Annotated in this window: 15 protein-coding genes, 1 pseudogene and 1 riboswitch; of the genes and pseudogenes, 12 read left to right on the plus strand and 4 right to left on the minus strand. The window is 42.1% G+C overall.

All coding sequences use genetic code 11. From position 1 onward, the window contains the following. Nucleotides 1–606: 606 nt before the first annotated feature. Nucleotides 607–1269 carry a YitT family protein gene (locus MHH57_RS12065; protein WP_340885403.1) on the minus strand — a complete coding sequence of 221 codons (663 nt, stop codon included), beginning with the start codon at nucleotides 1267–1269 and terminating at the stop codon, nucleotides 607–609. Nucleotides 1270–1383: 114 nt separating this feature from the next. On the opposite strand from MHH57_RS12065, the gene MHH57_RS12070 reads away from it, so the two are divergent. From MHH57_RS12070 to MHH57_RS12085, 4 genes are all read left to right on the plus strand, one after another. Beyond that, the gene (locus MHH57_RS12070; protein ID WP_340885407.1) at nucleotides 1384–1836 is read left to right on the plus strand and encodes a MarR family transcriptional regulator; all 453 of its coding nucleotides are present in this window, start codon (nucleotides 1384–1386) and stop codon (nucleotides 1834–1836) included. 26 nt (nucleotides 1837–1862) lie between these two features. Further along, a complete protein-coding gene (locus tag MHH57_RS12075) occupies nucleotides 1863–2381 on the plus strand; it encodes a GNAT family N-acetyltransferase (RefSeq protein ID WP_165150630.1) in 519 nt (172 codons plus the stop codon). Nucleotides 2382–2466: 85 nt separating this feature from the next. Then, nucleotides 2467–2563, plus strand: a riboswitch (guanidine-I (ykkC/yxkD leader). Nucleotides 2564–2658: 95 nt separating this feature from the next. After that, a complete protein-coding gene (locus MHH57_RS12080; protein ID WP_340885412.1) occupies nucleotides 2659–3000 on the plus strand; it encodes an SMR family transporter in 342 nt (113 codons plus the stop codon). Nucleotides 3001–3003: 3 nt separating this feature from the next. After that, complete coding sequence (locus MHH57_RS12085; protein ID WP_023988641.1) at nucleotides 3004–3318, plus strand: multidrug efflux SMR transporter; 315 nt, start codon at nucleotides 3004–3006, stop codon at nucleotides 3316–3318. A 149-nt stretch (nucleotides 3319–3467) separates the two neighbouring features. Here the strand turns inward: MHH57_RS12085 and MHH57_RS12090 are convergent, their stop codons facing one another. Beyond that, the gene (locus MHH57_RS12090) at nucleotides 3468–4118 is read right to left on the minus strand and encodes a helix-turn-helix domain-containing protein (RefSeq protein ID WP_342435123.1); all 651 of its coding nucleotides are present in this window, start codon (nucleotides 4116–4118) and stop codon (nucleotides 3468–3470) included. An 11-nt stretch (nucleotides 4119–4129) separates the two neighbouring features. Further along, nucleotides 4130–4273, minus strand: coding sequence for a hypothetical protein (locus MHH57_RS12095; RefSeq protein WP_342435124.1), 144 nt, complete (start codon nucleotides 4271–4273; stop codon nucleotides 4130–4132). Between the two features lie 153 nt (nucleotides 4274–4426). On the opposite strand from MHH57_RS12095, the gene MHH57_RS12100 reads away from it, so the two are divergent. Further along, on the plus strand, nucleotides 4427–4651 hold the full coding sequence (locus tag MHH57_RS12100; RefSeq protein WP_340885416.1) for a hypothetical protein: 225 nt from the start codon (nucleotides 4427–4429) through the stop codon (nucleotides 4649–4651). Between the two features lie 324 nt (nucleotides 4652–4975). On the opposite strand, the gene MHH57_RS12105 is transcribed toward MHH57_RS12100, so the two are convergent. Then, on the minus strand, nucleotides 4976–7822 hold the full coding sequence (locus MHH57_RS12105; protein ID WP_029515329.1) for an alpha-amylase family glycosyl hydrolase: 2847 nt from the start codon (nucleotides 7820–7822) through the stop codon (nucleotides 4976–4978). Nucleotides 7823–8383: 561 nt separating this feature from the next. Between MHH57_RS12105 and MHH57_RS12110 the strand changes: the two genes are divergently transcribed. The 7 genes and pseudogenes from MHH57_RS12110 to MHH57_RS12140 all read left to right on the plus strand — a co-directional run bounded on the left by MHH57_RS12110 (nucleotide 8384) and on the right by MHH57_RS12140 (nucleotide 17367). Next, nucleotides 8384–10453, plus strand: coding sequence for a starch-binding protein (locus MHH57_RS12110; protein WP_342435125.1), 2070 nt, complete (start codon nucleotides 8384–8386; stop codon nucleotides 10451–10453). An 83-nt stretch (nucleotides 10454–10536) separates the two neighbouring features. Further along, complete coding sequence (locus MHH57_RS12115; RefSeq protein WP_342435126.1) at nucleotides 10537–10674, plus strand: hypothetical protein; 138 nt, start codon at nucleotides 10537–10539, stop codon at nucleotides 10672–10674. Next, nucleotides 10675–10785: pseudogene (locus MHH57_RS12120) on the plus strand (hypothetical protein); the annotation flags it as partial. A 321-nt stretch (nucleotides 10786–11106) separates the two neighbouring features. Further along, complete coding sequence (locus MHH57_RS12125; RefSeq protein WP_209950305.1) at nucleotides 11107–13803, plus strand: sensor histidine kinase KdpD; 2697 nt, start codon at nucleotides 11107–11109, stop codon at nucleotides 13801–13803. After that, the gene (locus tag MHH57_RS12130) at nucleotides 13796–14503 is read left to right on the plus strand and encodes a response regulator transcription factor (RefSeq protein ID WP_029515325.1); all 708 of its coding nucleotides are present in this window, start codon (nucleotides 13796–13798) and stop codon (nucleotides 14501–14503) included. Before MHH57_RS12125 ends, MHH57_RS12130 begins: the two co-directional genes overlap by 8 nt. Before the next feature lie 259 nt (nucleotides 14504–14762). Further along, nucleotides 14763–15113 (plus strand): hypothetical protein, encoded by a 351-nt coding sequence (locus MHH57_RS12135; protein WP_341039344.1) that lies wholly within the window; start codon nucleotides 14763–14765, stop codon nucleotides 15111–15113. A gap of 547 nt (nucleotides 15114–15660) precedes the next feature. Further along, nucleotides 15661–17367, plus strand: coding sequence for a histidine kinase (locus MHH57_RS12140; RefSeq protein ID WP_029515322.1), 1707 nt, complete (start codon nucleotides 15661–15663; stop codon nucleotides 17365–17367). The last annotated feature ends 2 nt before the right edge of the window (nucleotides 17368–17369 follow it).

Below are 17369 nucleotides of genomic sequence, written 5' to 3' on the forward strand. Positions count from 1 at the left end.
AGCTCCATTTTATGCTCCGAATTGTTTAGATTATTTAAAAGGTACCACTTTGAATAAGCTCAATGAACTCTAACAAAAGAAGACCCGCGTTTCAATAACGCGGGTCTTCTTTTGTTAGAAATTGCTGGTTTGATTCATATGCAGTTTAAAGACCAATTTGATTAAACCATCATTTTAATTACGATAATTCCAATCAATGCAAGAATTAAGCCGAATATCTCTTGACGACTCATTTTTTCTTTTAGATAGAATTGAGACACGTTCTAAAAGTGTCCCTTCATTTTTTTGATTTTTTGTTTTGCTCATTAAAAGTTACATCTGTTGAAGAAGGAACTTGTCTAATCTTAATTACAAAGGCTATAAAACAAGATGGCCAGTATGCCCCATTGCCAGTCTTGATACTGTCCTACTTGCAGATCTCGCTTGTATCTAACGACGCTAAGAGAGGATAATGATGCAGAATCCGACTAGCTGCACTAAAACGGCGTCTCTTCCCAAAACAAAGCAGCTAGGCAGGATAACAAGCACAGGCGTTAGTCCCGAAAAAATGCTATGACTGAAGCTCGACCAAGAGAAACTTAAGATCGAAACAAAGAGATATGAGCATCAAGCTTCAGTCTCAACTTGGATATTACATCTTTTATCTTTCTCATGATTTGGTGATGTAGCAGAGTGTGTTAATATGCGGTCAAGTATTTTTTTAGTAAATGGCATAAAGTAATTGAGTATTAGCCCCCCTAAACAAACGGTTAACAAGGTTCCAATGCCAATGGGTCCGTTTAAAAGGACTGCTATGATCAAGAATATAAGGTAGATGAATGTTCTCGAAAAAAATAGATTTGTTTTAGTTAATTCCTTTATGATTAATGTTAATCGATCAACTGGAATGGGTGCAAAATTTGTCTGTAAATATGTTGCAGTTCCTAATCCTACAACAACTAAACCAATTCCAAAACAAACAACTTTGCTGTACCATAGTTCAGGTGTTATCAAATTGTGCAGTAAAAAAAGCCACATATCAATACCAATACCCGTTATAAATGCTGTTAACAACCCCAAAACTTCTGGTGTTTGTCTTTTTAAAAGCGAATTACAACCTATCAATATTATAGCTATTATGATTTCCCAACTTCCCACAGTAAGCCCCACATTTATAGACAGTCCTACTAAAAGTGCATCAAAAGGTGAAGCCCCAAGGTCTGATTGTATAGTGAACGAAATTCCAAGGGATAATATAAAAATTCCTAATACGAAAAAAATATATTTCAATTTACTCGACCTCTTTAATATATTTTTTTGTTGCAAATGCAATAAAAATAAGGTAAATTCAATATATATCATTTTTATTGCATTTGCAACAAAACAGGGGTAAAGGAGTCCATTATGAAGGAAGTACTTCGTGAAATTGGAATGATCGCAAGAGCATTAGATTCTATAAGCAATATTGAATTCAAAGAATATGACCTTACAAAAGGACAATATTTATACCTTGTACGAATATGTGAAAACCCAGGAATCATTCAAGAAAAGTTAGTTGAGATGATAAAAGTAGATCGAACAACCGCATCTCGTGCTATAAAAAAACTTGTTATTAACGGATTTATTGAAAAGGAAGAGGATCAGCATAACAAAAAAATTAATAAACTCTTTCCAACAGAAAAAGGGAATAAAGTCTATCCTTTTATAAAAAGAGAACATGATTATTCGGATAATGTTGCATTAGCGGGATTTTCGGAAAGTGAAGTAAACACCATTTTTAATCTTCTTCAAAGAGTAAGAAAAAATATAGGTGATGAATGGGAATTTGTAAAAAAAGGGAACAAGAGAAATTATTGATTTACATGAAGGAGCGATAATTTAAAGTGACTGTAAAAATAATAAAGTGCAGCCGTGAAGATCTACAAATACTCCAAGAAATAAGTATTGAAACATTCAACGATACTTTTAAGGATCTGAATTCACCTGAAAATATGAAGGCCTATCTGGAAAGAGCATTTAACTTTAAACAGTTGGAGAAGGAATTGTCCAACGTCTCTTCAGAATTCTTTTTCATCTATTTCAATGAAGAACTTGCTGGATATTTAAAGGTAAATATGAACAATGCCCAATCCGAAAAAATGGGTAATGAGTCGCTCGAAATTGAGAGGGTTTATATAAAAAACAGATCTCAAAAACATGGGCTTGGTAAATATCTGCTAAATAAAGCTATGGAAATTGCAATGGAACATAATAAAAAGAAAATCTGGCTCGGTGTATGGGAAAAAAATGAAAACGCCATTGCTTTTTATAAGAAAATGGGGTTTGTTCAAACTGGCGCACACTCTTTTTATATGGGTGATGAAGAACAAATTGATTTCATAATGACCAAAACAATGATATAAGTTTAGGGAGATATACGAATTTTTATTGATTTTATATTGTGTTTTATTCACTAATATGTATAATGTTAACTATAAAATTGAATTCAAAAATGTTTTCTAGGGTTCCGCGATAATATCGGCTGGTCCGAGAGAAAACTCACAGTCGTCGTACTGTGCCACGGAGGGATAAAAGCCTGGGAGAAAAACTGCTGTATGCAGTATTCTCTCAGGCTTTTTTTTATTGCTGCTATAAATCCATACTACATTTGCAGCATTATCTAAAAGGAGGAAGCACAGAATGAACAAGACATGGTTATCTGTTGTAGTTGCGGCATTATTCGAAGTTGGATGGGTCATCGGCCTGAAACATGCCAGCGGCTGGTTAGAGTGGGGGGGCACTTTAGTTGCCATTTTAGTAAGTTTCATACTCATGATTATGACTTCCCGTACGCTTCCGGTAGGTACGGTGTATGCAGTATTTGTCGGATTGGGAACGGCCGGCACTGTATTAGCAGAAATTTTGTTGTTTGGTGCTGAGGTACAGGGATCTAAATTGTTGCTAATTGGGGTGCTTCTGCTCGGAGTTGTAGGGCTCAAAATACAGAGCAAAGAGAAGAAACAAGGAAAAGAGGTGCACTGACGTATGAACTGGGTATTTCTTATTTTGGCAGGCGTATTTGAGATGATGGGAGTTCTCATGATTAATAAACTCCATAAAGACCGGAATTTCCTGTCTGCTTTTTACTTGCTTGCAGGCTTTGGATTGAGCTTTTTGTTTCTATCCCTGGCCATGGAAACACTACCAATGGGAACGGCCTACGCTGTCTGGACCGGTATTGGAGCTTCTGGCGGAGCCATATTGGGCATGATCTTCTACAGTGAGCCGCGTAATACCGCGAGAATTCTGTTCATCGCGATGGTACTCGGTTCAGCAGTTGGCCTAAAGCTGGTAAGCTGAATAATGATGGAATTAGAAAAACTGCTGCTCATCTTAGAACAGCAGCGAACTATCTGAATGCTTATGGTAGCTAGAAAAGACCAGCGTGCAGACAAAGTATCGACAAGAAATTTTGTCTGCATGTTTTTTTGCATATTCTTAGCCTTCTATCACTGATCTTGAGGATCGCCGCGTTGTGTTTTCAGTTTTAGAAAATGAAGAGTCATTTGAAGCTTCAGGTGAATATCACCATCGCTTAGATCAATCTCGAAAAGTTCACGTATCCTGTTGATTCGATAGAACAAAGTATTTCTATGAATAAAAAGTGTTTTAGCAGCAAGATTTGGAGTGTCCACATATTGAAGATAGGCTTCAAGGGTGGGCAGTAAACTTGTTTTGTGGCCATTGTCATAAGCAATTAACTTTTGGATAACTGGATGGCAGAAGTCAGCGAGATCGTTCTGTTCCGATATGATCTTTCCAATATGCTCGAAGAGATAGTCCTCATACATATACACTGACTTGTTTGAATTAAGTTGGAAACCAATCTCGACGGCGGTTAGGCATTGCTTATAATATTTTCGCAAAAAAGTTAAATGACTAAAGCAGTCACTCAGCGAAGCAGTTAGATCGTTTACTTGGAGAAATTCCAGAAATCGTTTGTCTTCAGCAATGATTTTACAGGATGAATCAACGAGGGAAATGAGAAATACAATGCGTCCCTGATATACGATCCAGCGGCTATCCGGTAGCAATTGGATCATATGCTGTGCAACTAACTGAACTTTCCCGTCAAAAAAGCTGTTCTTCAGGTCTGTCAAGGTCATCACTCTTAGGTAGGTGTAAGCGTCCAGTCCAGATGAGCCAGTCGCATTGCGATGACATTAGCATCATTGAGCTCGCCTGTGAGCAGTTCGGAAAGCAAAAAGCTATGCATCATTCCTTGACTATAATTATAAAAGTCGTTCTTTTGCAATTCTACCGAAACCAGCTCACAAAGAAATTGCACTCAGTTCAAAATCAATATCTGTAAATTTACGATCCAGTTCCATAACACTGACCTGCGCGAATTCTATACCATGTACGTACACCAAAGCTGTTATCCAACAGTCGTTGGTCTCGGGATCGCGTGAATAATAAACTGCATTTCACCGAAGGTCAGCGCGTTACTGTTCCAACAGGGGTTTCCTTATTTCCCAAGGAGCTGCCCACGCCTCCCCGAAGCTGGGTAGAACGCGTCTATAATATTACGTACTGGGAGAAAGCGAATAAAGGCGGTCATTTCGCCGCTATGGAAAATCCTAAATTGTTTGCCGACCATCTAAATCATTTTTTTCATACATTAAGCGTCTGATAGCCTCTATCCTTCGGGGAGCAATGCAGGGGGGATAAACAACAACGGAATGGACAAGAGAGCAGGGTACGTGCTCACGCTTTATCAGTTCTAGGGGCGGGATAACCGCTAATACTTGATGGTTGTTGGTCATTAAATATACGGAAGAATTTACGCACATAGAAGCTGTCGTTGGGGCATCTTGGTTCACTCCCATCCGTTAAAAATTTAGTTCAGAGCAATATCCTGACTCTCTCTCTTAGATATACTTTTTAATTGGAAGCAACCTTAGCACAGTGCAATACCGAACTGAGGTTGCTTCAGTTATCTAAGACATACTACCGTTTACTTCAGATAGGTTCCCGTTTCTCCAATTCCACCTCTACCATTCAATACATATACCCTTGCATTTCCTTTGCCGGAGCATGTCAGGGTAATCTTGCCATCAGTAACGGTTTTGGAATCACCGGTCACCGCATCCACATAGGTTCCGTTCGGAATTCCGGTAAACGTGGCGTTTCCTGAAATCGTGACCAATGCAAAGCTGTCAATGCCTTTGGCACTGTCGGTATATCTTCTCTTAAACGCCAGATTGCCCGACACATTCTCTGTGGAATACTGGCCTTTTTGCAAGGCGGGAACAGCTCTTCTGATTAAATTAAGCTGTCTGATATGTTTCGCCAGAGGATGGTTGAGCGATTCCGCAAGCGTGCCAGTAGCATTTGTGTATTTGCCGTAATCTTGTACCGTAACATTGCCTTCCACGTGATCGCCGAAATATGCTCGTCCCGTTTTGCTTAGCGGTGCGTTTGGACCTGTATCAATAGTTGCCCCTTTTTGAAACTCGATTTCGGAGCCGTAGAAGATAGCGGGTATTCCGCGGAAGGTGAACATCAGATCGAGATTCTCAGCCCAAGTGTCCTGTGTGCCCGCGAATCTTTGATTTTCCGGAGCCTGGTCAGGAGCATAGTCATGCGAGTCGACATAGGTTACATTCCACGTAGCATCATTATAGTATTGGTCGCCACTTCTCATATTGAATGCTTCATGCGCGGTCTTGAATGCCCAATGCATTGGAAAATCAATCACATCCATGCCCGATTTCATCGAATAGTCAGGCGTATGATAGGTATTTCCGTTTAAGAGAGCATTGTTCGAGGTTGGCTGTCCTGCTGTAGTAGAGTTGTCCGTCCACTCTTGTTCAACTGACGCTTTATTGGAGGCGTAGTCATTCTTTCCATCGCCCGGATACGATTTCGAGCTTTTCCAAGTATAGAATGGCGTCGAGATCGCCGGAATTCCACTGTTCCAAACATCTCTGTAACGTGTGGCTACTTCTCCAAAAATATAGAAATCCGAGCCGCCTCTTGTTTTCCAGGCAGGAATATAGTATTTATTGAAAATATACCGGCTCACATGCTTCACCGTATCGACACGGAAAGCGTCAACACCCATGTCAATATAGTGATTGTAGGTATCAATTAAATATTTGTTAACTGCAGGGTTTTCCGTGTTCAAATCCACGCAATCTCCCGCTATCTGACCAGTCTGAACCGTATAGGATTCCCAGGAAAGACTTTTCTCTGTATGGTAAATGTTATTGTTCGTTCCCTCGTTCTTCATTAAGGCGAGCCTTGCCTGATACTGCTGATCGGGTGTCATAGTATCATAGTTTGGTGGCAGCTTATCCGTAGTTTTCACCAAGTTGTTAGCAGTATCCGGTTTAGCCGGATCTTTCTTGAACATGGGGTACAGATTCTCTTCACCGAAATTACCCGTATGATTGACGACGATGTCCTGAATAACCTTCAGCCCTTTGGCATGGGCTGCATTGATCAAATCCTGATAAGAAGCTCCCGCCGATTCATACCGTGGGTCTACTTTGGCAAAATTTAAAGCATGGTAACCATGGTAATCATAACCGCTGGCATTTTGCACAACAGGTGTAATCCAGATGGCGCTGAATCCGAGGGCTTTGATATAATCGAGCTTTTGAATCAGCCCCTTAAAGTCTCCTCTCCAAGCCGGGTCCGAATCTGGATTGCGCGCCTTTCCATCATCCCATGCGTGCACGTTGTTGCTCGGATCACCGTCATAGAACCGAGAAGTAATCACGAAATAGATGGTGTCTTCCCGAAAATCCTTCTTATTTCCAATATTATAAACAAAGCTCTGCTTGGTTTGATTACCAGCGCCGTCTATAACGAGAAATTTTAATGTCGTAGTCTTGGAGATAAGAATAGACGGTCCAGTCAATCCGGTCAGCGCGTTGCCGAGAATATAGACTTTTGAGCTTGTGGTTGGTTCTGTACCATCCTCCGTATAGTATGCCTTGGTCGTTGCCGCCTTGTTATCTTTCAGGTTAAAGGATACAGTCACCGAGGAATCAGAATGCCCGGCAGGCAAATTCGCTGTGATTGTCGGAGCTTGCAGATCTGCATTCAGGTCAATTACATAATCAAAAGAGGATGCATTTCCAGTTTGACCGATTGAGTTGATACCGAAGGCCTTAATGGTCAAAGAGGAAGCAACTTGGATTGGAGAGGTATACAAGGTCGAGGATGTCGTAGGTGTCGAACCATCTATCGTATAGTAAATCTTATCATCACTGTTGGTGCTGGAAAGCGTCACCGTTTGGGACGAATCATATGTTTTGGGTACAGGAGAGGCGGAAATCGCCGGAATTTTAGGCATTTCCGGGCTGACATCATACCATGTGTTATCTGTGTAATACCAGCCCTCTTTCACACTGCGGGACAAGTCGGCCGTTTGTTTGCCGCTACTGTCATTGAAAATGAGGCTTGAGCCTGTGGCATCGGCAATGGTGTAGCTGTACCAGTCATTTCCATCCGACTTCATCAGGATTCCCGGCCACGCCCCGCTTATCGGAACGCTTGCCGGATTCAGATTCCAGTAATGGATTCGAATCGCTGAATTCCAGCTTGAAGGTTTCTTAAAGTGAACCGTTAACCCAGTTTGAGTTGATTTAGTTGTTGTGGTAGGTGCATACGTTGCGGTAACGGTAGACGTGATCGAAGCGGTTGTCGATGGAAGAGCAGTCGCTGTGGAATTCGTGTAGGTGGCTGTATAATCGTTGTTACTCGAAGCTACGCCGGGTAAGCCGAAGAAGTTGAAGCAAAGCGATAAAATAATCAACCAAGAAATAAAACTCCCAGTTTTTTTTCTTAGCAAGTTAACAACCTCCTGATAATATTTAGTGGAATGGATTTTGCAACCGGTTGCATTAAAAGTAAAAAAAAGAAAGGCATTTATTTGGATAAAATAGATTCATTGATCGCCTCCTCCATGGTATGTAGGGAAATAAATCATTGTACGCGCTTACAAAAGAAAATATGAAAAAAACATCCACAGGGCACTATGCCAATGATTTTTCCTTTTATGATTATATCAACCATACTTTTACTAGTCAATGCAATTGCAGGGACATTATTCAAATCTAAGAAAACCAGTTCGTAATTGAAGTCAACGTCCAAAAAGTCTTGAAGGCACAGTGAATAATAATGAGGGGGAAAAAAGGCCGTTGGAAATTTATCTTTAATATAAGCATTGACAAATTGTCAAATAAATGAAATCATGTCGTTGAGCTCAATTATGTGCAAACGATTGCCCTTTTTGGAAGCGTATACATGTTGTTTTGCCCTCTTTTATTTACTCCTAATCTCTCAAGAGAGGTTGGTTGTAAAATAAAATTTAAAAGGAGAGTTTAGTATGAGGAGGAAGACAAGCCCCATCTTGAGGCGTACCTGGAGTATCGTTCTCTTTGTCGTATTGTTGTTGCAAACGAATGGCTTTACTCCCGAAGCACAGGCGAATGCCGATGTTCGGCAGTTAGGAGGTTCGGATGCGAAGCTATCGGCTGTCGCAAACTACGAACTCCCGGAAAGAACGAAGGATGGTCTTATTTTTCATGCGTGGAACTGGTCTTTTGACAACATCACCAGGAACCTTCCGGAACTGGCTCAGGCGGGATTTAAAGCGGTGCAAACTTCGCCAATCCAAGCCAGCAAGGAAGGGTTGACAGAAGGCAGCAAGTGGTGGATTTTGTACCAGCCCATCAACTTTAAAATCGGCAACTCTCAATTGGGAAGCAGGGATGATTTCAGACAGCTTTGCCAGGAAGCGGATAAATACGGCATAAGTATCATTGTTGATGTTGTCGCCAATCATACGGGGAATGCGGGCGGTGGAAATCAGCAGTATCAGCCGGCGCATAATGTTGATTCGGCAATCAAGAATAACAGCTATTTCTGGCATGAGGCCAGAGGTGTGGAAAACTGGAATGACCGTTGGCAAGTCACACAGTGGGGAATTGGTCTGCCCGACCTCAACACGTCTAATCAGGAATTGCAAGATATCATTATCGGCTTCCTGAATGACGCCATTTCCTTGGGCGCCGACGGCTTCAGATTCGACGCCGCCAAGCATATTGAGTTACCCAACGATCCGGGGGGCTCCAACTTCTGGCCCCGGGTACTGGGTTCGTTAAACAATAAAGATAGACTGTTTAATTACGGAGAAGTGCTTCAAGGTGGAGCTGACAACTTTGCCGGCTATGCCAATTACCTCAGCTTGGCCGCCTCCAGCTATGGGGACAGTGTCAGAAGCGCCGTTGGTTATCACGGTGGCATCAATGTTGATGCGGCCAAATCTTTTAACGCTAATAATGTAAGCCCCTCCAAATTAGTTACCTGGGTCGAATCGCATGACACTTATGCCAACGACAACAGCGAATCGACGGGGTTGAACGATTGGCAAATCAAAATGGGATGGGCAATCATCGCCTCCCGGGCGGAGACGACCTCTCTGTTCTTCAACAGACCGACAGGAGGTGGGAAATTTGCGAATCGGCTCGGCGATGCGGGGAATACGCTCTGGAAGGACCCGGACGTCGTTGCCATTAACAAGTTCCACAATGCTATGGTAGGTCAAGACGAATACATTAGGACGCAAGGGAATCAAATTATGCAGGTTGAACGCGGAACCAAAGGCATGACGATTGTGAATCTTGGAGGCAATGCTCAAATCAACTCCCCTACCAGACTGGAGGACGGCGTTTACCAGAACAAGGCCAATGGCGGTGGATCGTTTACGGTGTCGAACGGCAGAATTACCGGCCATCTGGACGGAGGCAGGATCGCCGTACTGTATAGCGCAGCGCAACAAACTCCGTCAGTATCCGTCGATCCTGGGGAAGGAGCCTTTTTCACAGATTCTGTTAACGTGAGAATGAACTATTCCAATGCAGACTCGGCAACGTACACTTTGAACGGGGGGCCGGTGACTCCGTTCAGTTCGGGAGATATGGTCAGCATTGGCGCTGGAACTCCAATCGGATCGACGTTTGTTCTGAAAATAGTCGCCGCGAATTTGTCTGGTCAAACAGAGAAGATGTTCAGGTATACGAAGGAGGAACCGAGCTCGGGCATGACCGTTCATTTCTACAAGCCTTCCGGCTGGGGAGTACCGAACATCTACTACTACGATGATTCCATGACTCCGCTCAGGGAAGGCTCTGCTTGGCCGGGCGTGGCCATGCAGGATGAAGGCAATGGCTGGTTCGTGTATAGGGCCCCGGACTGGACGCAGGCGAAGGTCATATTCAACTCAAGTGGAAATCAGATACCCGGATCGCAAATGCCTGGATATGCCGTAAGTGGCGAGAGATGGATCAAGGAAGGACGGATTACTCCGCAAAATCCCAATGGGACAAAACCGACGGTTCCGATCGATAAACCGGAAGGAACATTCCAAGGGGATAGTCAGGAGATGCTCAATTACACCGATGTCGACAGTGGTACTTAGAGACTGAACGGCGGTTTTTTACTACCGACCACAAACTAACGATAGGCACGGGTGATCTGCCCGGTGCCCGCTATACGCTGGAAGTGACAGCAAGCAACGCTATAGGGAAAACGAACAATAGCTATACTTTCCCCAAAGCACAAAGCACAGGCGAAGAGATGTTGACTTCCAAGAAAGAAAATACAGCTTGGTCGGGAGGTCCAGGGGAGCGGCTTGTATGAATTGCTTTTGGGAAACCTATCTCATTGCATGAATTCTTTTACCCGCTAATGCAAGGTTACGGCTCGGTCGTTTTGCAATGCAATATTGAGCTTGGCGGTTCAGATCAGCATTTGTCGAGGGACAAGAACATAGTCCTATTGAAAGTCGCTATTTTGGCGGCTTTTTTTGTTGTATAGGCTTTTCAAAAAAACTGAAACTTATTTAAGTTCGCACTTAGCCAGCTTGAGAAAGTTTTTTATATTATTTTGCTGCTATCCTTCCACTGAGAAAGCTAGTATAGAATCAGGATTTTGAGGCTTCTTTAAGGATGTTATTACATAAGAACGGATCTTAATACAATCTTAATGCTGTAGGCGAATTCGTAATACGGTACTGATTTTGCCCATGATATACTAAGGATTGAGAGATATATAATAGAGGGTGGGCACAGGATGGCAGCAAAACAGAACGATGCCGAGTCCATATTTGATCAAATTACTGACTTGCCGGTAAGGAAAAGAAGAGGAAGATTGAAGGTTTATGTTGGATATGCACCAGGTGTTGGGAAGACCTGTGCGATGCTTAGCGACGCCCACGAAGAGCAAAAAGAGGGTATAGATATCGTAGTTGGATATATTGAACATTATGCCCGGCCATACACTGCGGCGCTGTTGGAAGGACTTGAACTTCTTCCTTACATCAAAATTTCAAATAAAGAATCCTCAACTAAGGAATTTGATCTGGACCAAGCGCTCCAGAGAAGCCCTGACCTTATATTATTGGACGATTTGGCCCATACCAACGCGGCAGGATGCCGACATAAAAAAAGATATCAAGATGTGGAGGAGCTTCTTCGCGAAGGAATTCATGTATATACGACGATGAATGTTCAACAGCTCGAAAGCCTAACGGATATTGTTTACTCCATTACTGGCATTTCCGTTGACGAACGCATACCGGACAGTGTATTTGACAGTGCTGATCAGGTGGAATTAGTCGATATTGAACCGGATGATTTAATAGGACGTTTGAATAGGGGAAAGATTTATCCTGAGGAGGAGAATACACAGGCTCATTTATTTACCAAGGAGAAGCTGACGGCTCTACGTGAAATTGCTTTGCGTAATACAGCAAGTCAGTTAAACCGAATTGCGGAGCAAATCAGTGAGCAGGCGATAACAAATGAATCTGATACGAAAGAACATATTCTGGTCTGCCTGTCTTCGGCTGCTTCCAATAAGAAAGTGATCCGAACAGCAGCAAGAATGGCGGCAGCTTTTCATGGTCATTTCACCGCGTTGTTTGTGGAAACACCAGAAGCGAGAGAATTGACATCAAAAAATAAAGCGGAGTTAAGGGAAAACCTTAGGCTGGCTGAGCAAATGGGTGCACAAATCGCAACGATGTATGGAGACGATATTCCAGGACAGATTTCCGAATATGTCAAAACAAGCCATGTATCGAAAATTGTCCTAGGACGCTCCCCTTACAAGAGAAGAGGGCTTGCAAAATCCAATGTAATGGATAAACTAACGGCCTTGCTTCCTAATATTGAAATCTATATTATCCCCTATACTCAGTCCTCCTTATATAAAAGATTGCCTTTTTACGAAAAATACCCAATGCTGTCGTTGGCAGATACTATCAAGACCATTGTTATCTTGACTGTGTGCACAATTATTGGCTTGTGGTTTAAGTATTTGGAATTCCGAGAAGCTAACATTATCACCGTGTACATTCTAGGGGTTTTGTTAAATGCAATTGTGACCAAGGGCAGAATGTATAGCGCCATTTCTTCGGTTATGAGTGTACTTGTGTTTAATTATTTCTTTACCGAGCCTTATTATTCTTTACAGGCTTATGATTCAGGCTATCCGGTCACCTTTCTGGTCATGCTGGCTGCTTCTTTCATGACGAGTACACTAACTATGCGAGTTAGAGAGCAGGCTCGGCAGTCCGCGCAAAAAGCTTACCGTACCGAGGTGCTTCTGGAAACAAGCCGGAAATTGCAACAGGCCAAAGACTCTCCGGCTATTATTAATGAAATGGCGCATCAAATGGTGAAGTTGTTGGACAGAATGGTCATTTTCTATTCAGTTGACCAAGGGGAACTGTCGGCGCCGCAGTTTTTTCCAAAGAAAGAATCTGCAGTTGATCCAGGGGTCTACACAGGAGGCAACGAACGTGCAGTTGCAGAGTGGGTGTATAAAAACAACAAGCGTGCAGGAGCTACGACGGATACTTTTTTTGGCGCTAAGTGTCTATATCATGCGGTGCGTGGAGGAGATCAGGTTCTTGCGGTGGCAGCTATTGTAATGGATGAGGAAGAACCTTTAGAAGTTTTTGAAAATAGCCTAATGCTTGCCATGCTGGGAGAATGCGCGCTGGCGCTGGAGAAAGAAAAACTGAACGAAAGACAACAAGAGATCTCCATGCAAATCCAGCAGGAGCAACTCCGTGCCAGTCTGCTTCGGTCCATTTCTCATGATTTACGCACTCCTCTTACCAGCATCTCAGGCAATGCGGGGATTCTTCTTGGAAACTCAGAGGTACTAAACGAGGAACAAAAAAAAGGTCTATATACGGATATATATGACGATTCCATGTGGCTGATCAATTTAGTAGAAAATTTGCTGTCCATTAGTCGAATCGAAGGTGGTACTCTAAATCTTAATTTTCAGGCAGAATTAATGGAGGAAGTCATTTCGGAGGCTCTGCTTCATGTGAATCGCAACAGTGTGAAGCATGTCATTCAGACGGAATTGGATGATGAATTGATGATGGCTCGAATGGACTCCCGACTTATTGTTCAGGTATTGATCAATATGATTGATAATGCAATCAAGTATACCCAAGATGGCTCTCACATCACGATTTCCGCAAGACACGAAAGACATATAGTCGTTGTAGAAATCTCAGATGATGGCCCCGGTATTTCTTCAGAAGAAGTCAAGGTCAGACTGTTTGAGATGTTTTATACGGCAGACAACATTCATGGGGACGGACGCCGTGGATTAGGGCTGGGGCTTTCTCTGTGCAAATCAATTGTGAATGCTCATGGAGGTACTATTGGTGTTAAGGACAATGTCCCTAAAGGGACGATTTTTTATTTTACCCTGCAAGCTGAGGAAGTGAATGTTCATGAATAAACCTTTTATCCTTGTTGTGGAGGACGATAAACCCATCCGCAAGCTGATTACGACAACCCTGGAGACACAGGGTTATAAATACCATACGGCTGAAACAGGGGAAGCATCGATTTTAGAAGCAGTATCCAAGCAGCCGGACCTAATGATTCTGGATTTGGGGCTGCCGGATATGGACGGTGTAGATATCATAAAAAAGCTTCGTGCATGGTCGAATATGCCTATTATCGTGGTCAGCGCACGCAGCGAAGATCGGGATAAAATAGATGCGCTGGATGCTGGAGCGGACGATTATCTAACAAAGCCCTTCAGTGTAGAAGAACTGCTGGCCAGACTTCGAGTCAGTTTACGAAGAATTCGAAATGACAGTGATAAGCTCCTGAAGGATGCTTCCAGCTTTATTAATGGAAATTTGAGAATTGATTATGCAGCAGGATGCGTATGGATTGGTGAAGAAGAAATTCACCTGACCCCAAGCGAATATAAACTGCTTTGCCTGCTGGCAAAACATGTAGGCAAAGTACTGACCCATAATTTTATTCTGCATGAAATCTGGGGCAGCCACAGCTATGACATTCCTGCCCTGCGTGTGTTTATGGCAACGCTGAGAAAAAAAATAGAAAAAACATCATCACAAACTAAGTTTATTCAAACACATATCGGAGTTGGTTATCGTATGCTTCAGGTTGGAGATGATGGCTAGGTAATCATATTATAATGATGTAATTAGAGATCATGCTCTTTTGGAGCATGGTCTCTTTATTTTTCATCTGTCATCTAAATCTTAAGGTGATCTTTATACCTATATGAAAACCCTAATCCTAAACTAATGGTGAAAATGTTACGCTGAATTCGGAAGTAGAGAGGATAAGGAGGTTTGGCATGTGAGATGGGCACTCCCATGTTCGTCTGTTTCATCGGCTAAGCTGTCAACTGAGTGGAAAGGGAAAGAGGTATGGGGAATGAATGAAATTTTAACAATTGCGGGTCTGATCTCAATTGTGCTGGCGGTGCTGTATTTCGTTAAAAAAATATATGATTTTATCGATTTGCAGAAGTTGACACGGAAGGATATCTATGAGAACTATGATATCTATGAGAACTATGATATCTATAAAGCAGCTCAGAAGTTTGCTCTCGGTACACCCGTCGATGAGATCAGAGAAATCCTGACAAACAGCTATGAGTTAGACGATAACCAGGTTGAAGAGACAATGCTTTTGGCTCTTCCTCATCGGCACGATACCGATGGTGGTTATCTTGCCTTTATCAAGGCTGTAAATCGGGTGCTGGAACAAGAGGTTTACAGTTAAACGTTAGTAAGAAGGAAAAATATGAATCGTTAGGCCGAGTTACTGGTGTTTGCTCCCAATTTGGCCAGAGAACAATTTCTACAAGTGCTGAGTGAAGGAGAGAAATTATTTGTTGCTTTGGCATCCAATCCTGATCAACAACAACATTTGTAAGAATTAGGAGTAGAAAATGTTATTGAAAGCTTAGAAGGCTTATTCCACTTGTTGAAGACGGAGTGAGTCTTTTTTACATGCTAAAAATTCAACTACAATAAGCAATTAAAAACGGCAAGTCGATGTATGCAAAGAGGAAGAGAGAATAAGTTCTATGAATTCCATGAAAGCGTTTGACATATTTGAATATCAATCTATAATTATGAACAGAATTGGACCTCACCGAGATGGAGGTATCCTGATTTTTTCAATCTGAATCGGATTAAGATGTCGCCAATTTTCAAATAGGTCGCTGCCTATGAGGAAGACGATAATTGATAGAGCTGTTATTCATAAACAGCAAGCTCATAACCTGGGGCTTGCTCTTTCATTTACCTAAGGAGAATGGGTCGGAATGACACTTAAAAAAAGAATCTTTTTATTGTTTTTTCTCAGCGCATTTATTCCCTTTATCAGTATATTTGCAATTTCTTACTATACCATTGATTCCATTTTTGCGAATAAAATCAATGATGGAATTAGGAGCAATCTACAGCAGGTAACTTCATCACTGGAAAATTCAATTACCAACCTGAATCATGTTACTCAGCAATTATCCTATAGTGGTACATTAGGCAAAAAACTGGATGAAGTCTTGAAGCCTTCCTCCAATATATTTGAATTGATTGAGGCTAGAGATGAATTAAAGAATGAGTTAAATGTCGTAACGTTTACTAATCCGAATATAGGTCTGACCTTATACTATTTCCAGAAAGAAGGCACTACACAGTTCGCTAACTTTCCCATCAAAGATCGTTTTTCTCCCGAGTCTTTGCCTGTGCTTTCCAAATCATATGGCATTGCGTACTATGGTCCCCATATGAGTATGAACCGATTTGATGATCAGCTTGTTTTATCTGCTATGCGAAAGGTACAGCTGCCTCAAAGGGACGATGTATATATTTACATCGAATCCGGCTTTCGTCTTACACAGGATATACTGGGTTACAATCAATACAAAGGAGCTTTATCGCATTTAATCCTGAATGGTGAGGGCAACATTGTTTACAGTGAAATTCCAGAAGCGATGAAGGTCGGAGAGAATTTTTCCAGCATATCGAAAGGTACTGCAAAAGATGGAATATCCCGTGATTACCATTGGTTTAAGGAGGACTCCAGTCAGAATTGGAGCGTCATATCGGTAATTTCGCAGGCTAAGTATCAACAGGAGAAAAACCAGTGGTTGCTTCAAATATTACTGGTCGCTTTATTTTTTCTCGGCTTTACCGTATTTCTGGCTTGGCTTCTGTGGAAGATGGTTTACAAACCACTCGGTCTGTTCCATTCGGAAATTAACGGAATGTCTCAGAATCCACAAAAGGCAGGCAGCCAGACCCGCACTCAAATTCCCGAGTTTGATTTTCTGTTGGGGGAATTCTCAAATATGCAGCATCAAATCGGCGACCTGTTCAAGGAAGTGCAGCAGAAAGAGAAGATTCGTGCAGATTTGGAAGTGGAAAAATTGTTATATCAGATCAATCCTCACTTTCTGATGAATACGCTGGATACTGTGCACTGGCTGGCCGTCATGAACGGACAAGGGGAGATTGACAAGTTGGTGCAATCCTTAAACAAGCTGTTGTATTACAATTTGGGTAAATTAGGGCAAGTATCCACGATGGAAGAGGAAATTGATGCGCTAAGACAGTACCTAATCTTGCAGCAAATTCGATATGACTTTGAATTTGACGTACGTATTTCAGCGGATGATCAAGTGCTTCAAATACCTGTGCCTCGTTTTATTTTGCAACCGTTGGTTGAAAATTCACTTTATCATGGACTGAGTGACGAAGGTTTTATTCAAATTGAAGTTACACTTGCCAAAACGCTGAATATTTTAATACAGGATAATGGAGCAGGCATGACCGAGGAAGCGATTCAAAGACTTCTGAATAATCGTATAACTGAACATAAAAAAGTAGGGATGGGCATTGGACTCAATTATGTCCACCGCATGTTGAGGGCACAGTACGGAGATCAAGCACAACTGGTGATCGAAAGTGAATTGGGTACAGGGACAAGTATACTGCTCATACTTCCTATCAAAGGAGAAGATGTTTGAGG

The organism is Paenibacillus sp. FSL H7-0442, assembly GCF_038593105.1.
Classification (GTDB): Bacteria; Bacillota; Bacilli; order Paenibacillales; family Paenibacillaceae; genus Paenibacillus; species Paenibacillus polymyxa_D.

Bases quoted from the DNA above. Each gene is read 5' to 3' on its own strand.
- MHH57_RS12080 (WP_340885412.1), top strand. From the start codon at position 2,659: ATGAACAAGACATGGTTATCTGTTGTAGTTGCGGCATTATTCGAAGTT.
- MHH57_RS12135 (WP_341039344.1), top strand. From the start codon at position 14,763: ATGAATGAAATTTTAACAATTGCGGGTCTGATCTCAATTGTGCTGGCG.
- MHH57_RS12130 (WP_029515325.1), top strand. From the start codon at position 13,796: ATGAATAAACCTTTTATCCTTGTTGTGGAGGACGATAAACCCATCCGC.
- MHH57_RS12140 (WP_029515322.1), top strand. From the start codon at position 15,661: ATGACACTTAAAAAAAGAATCTTTTTATTGTTTTTTCTCAGCGCATTT.
- MHH57_RS12085 (WP_023988641.1), top strand. From the start codon at position 3,004: ATGAACTGGGTATTTCTTATTTTGGCAGGCGTATTTGAGATGATGGGA.
- MHH57_RS12070 (WP_340885407.1), top strand. From the start codon at position 1,384: ATGAAGGAAGTACTTCGTGAAATTGGAATGATCGCAAGAGCATTAGAT.
- MHH57_RS12125 (WP_209950305.1), top strand. From the start codon at position 11,107: ATGGCAGCAAAACAGAACGATGCCGAGTCCATATTTGATCAAATTACT.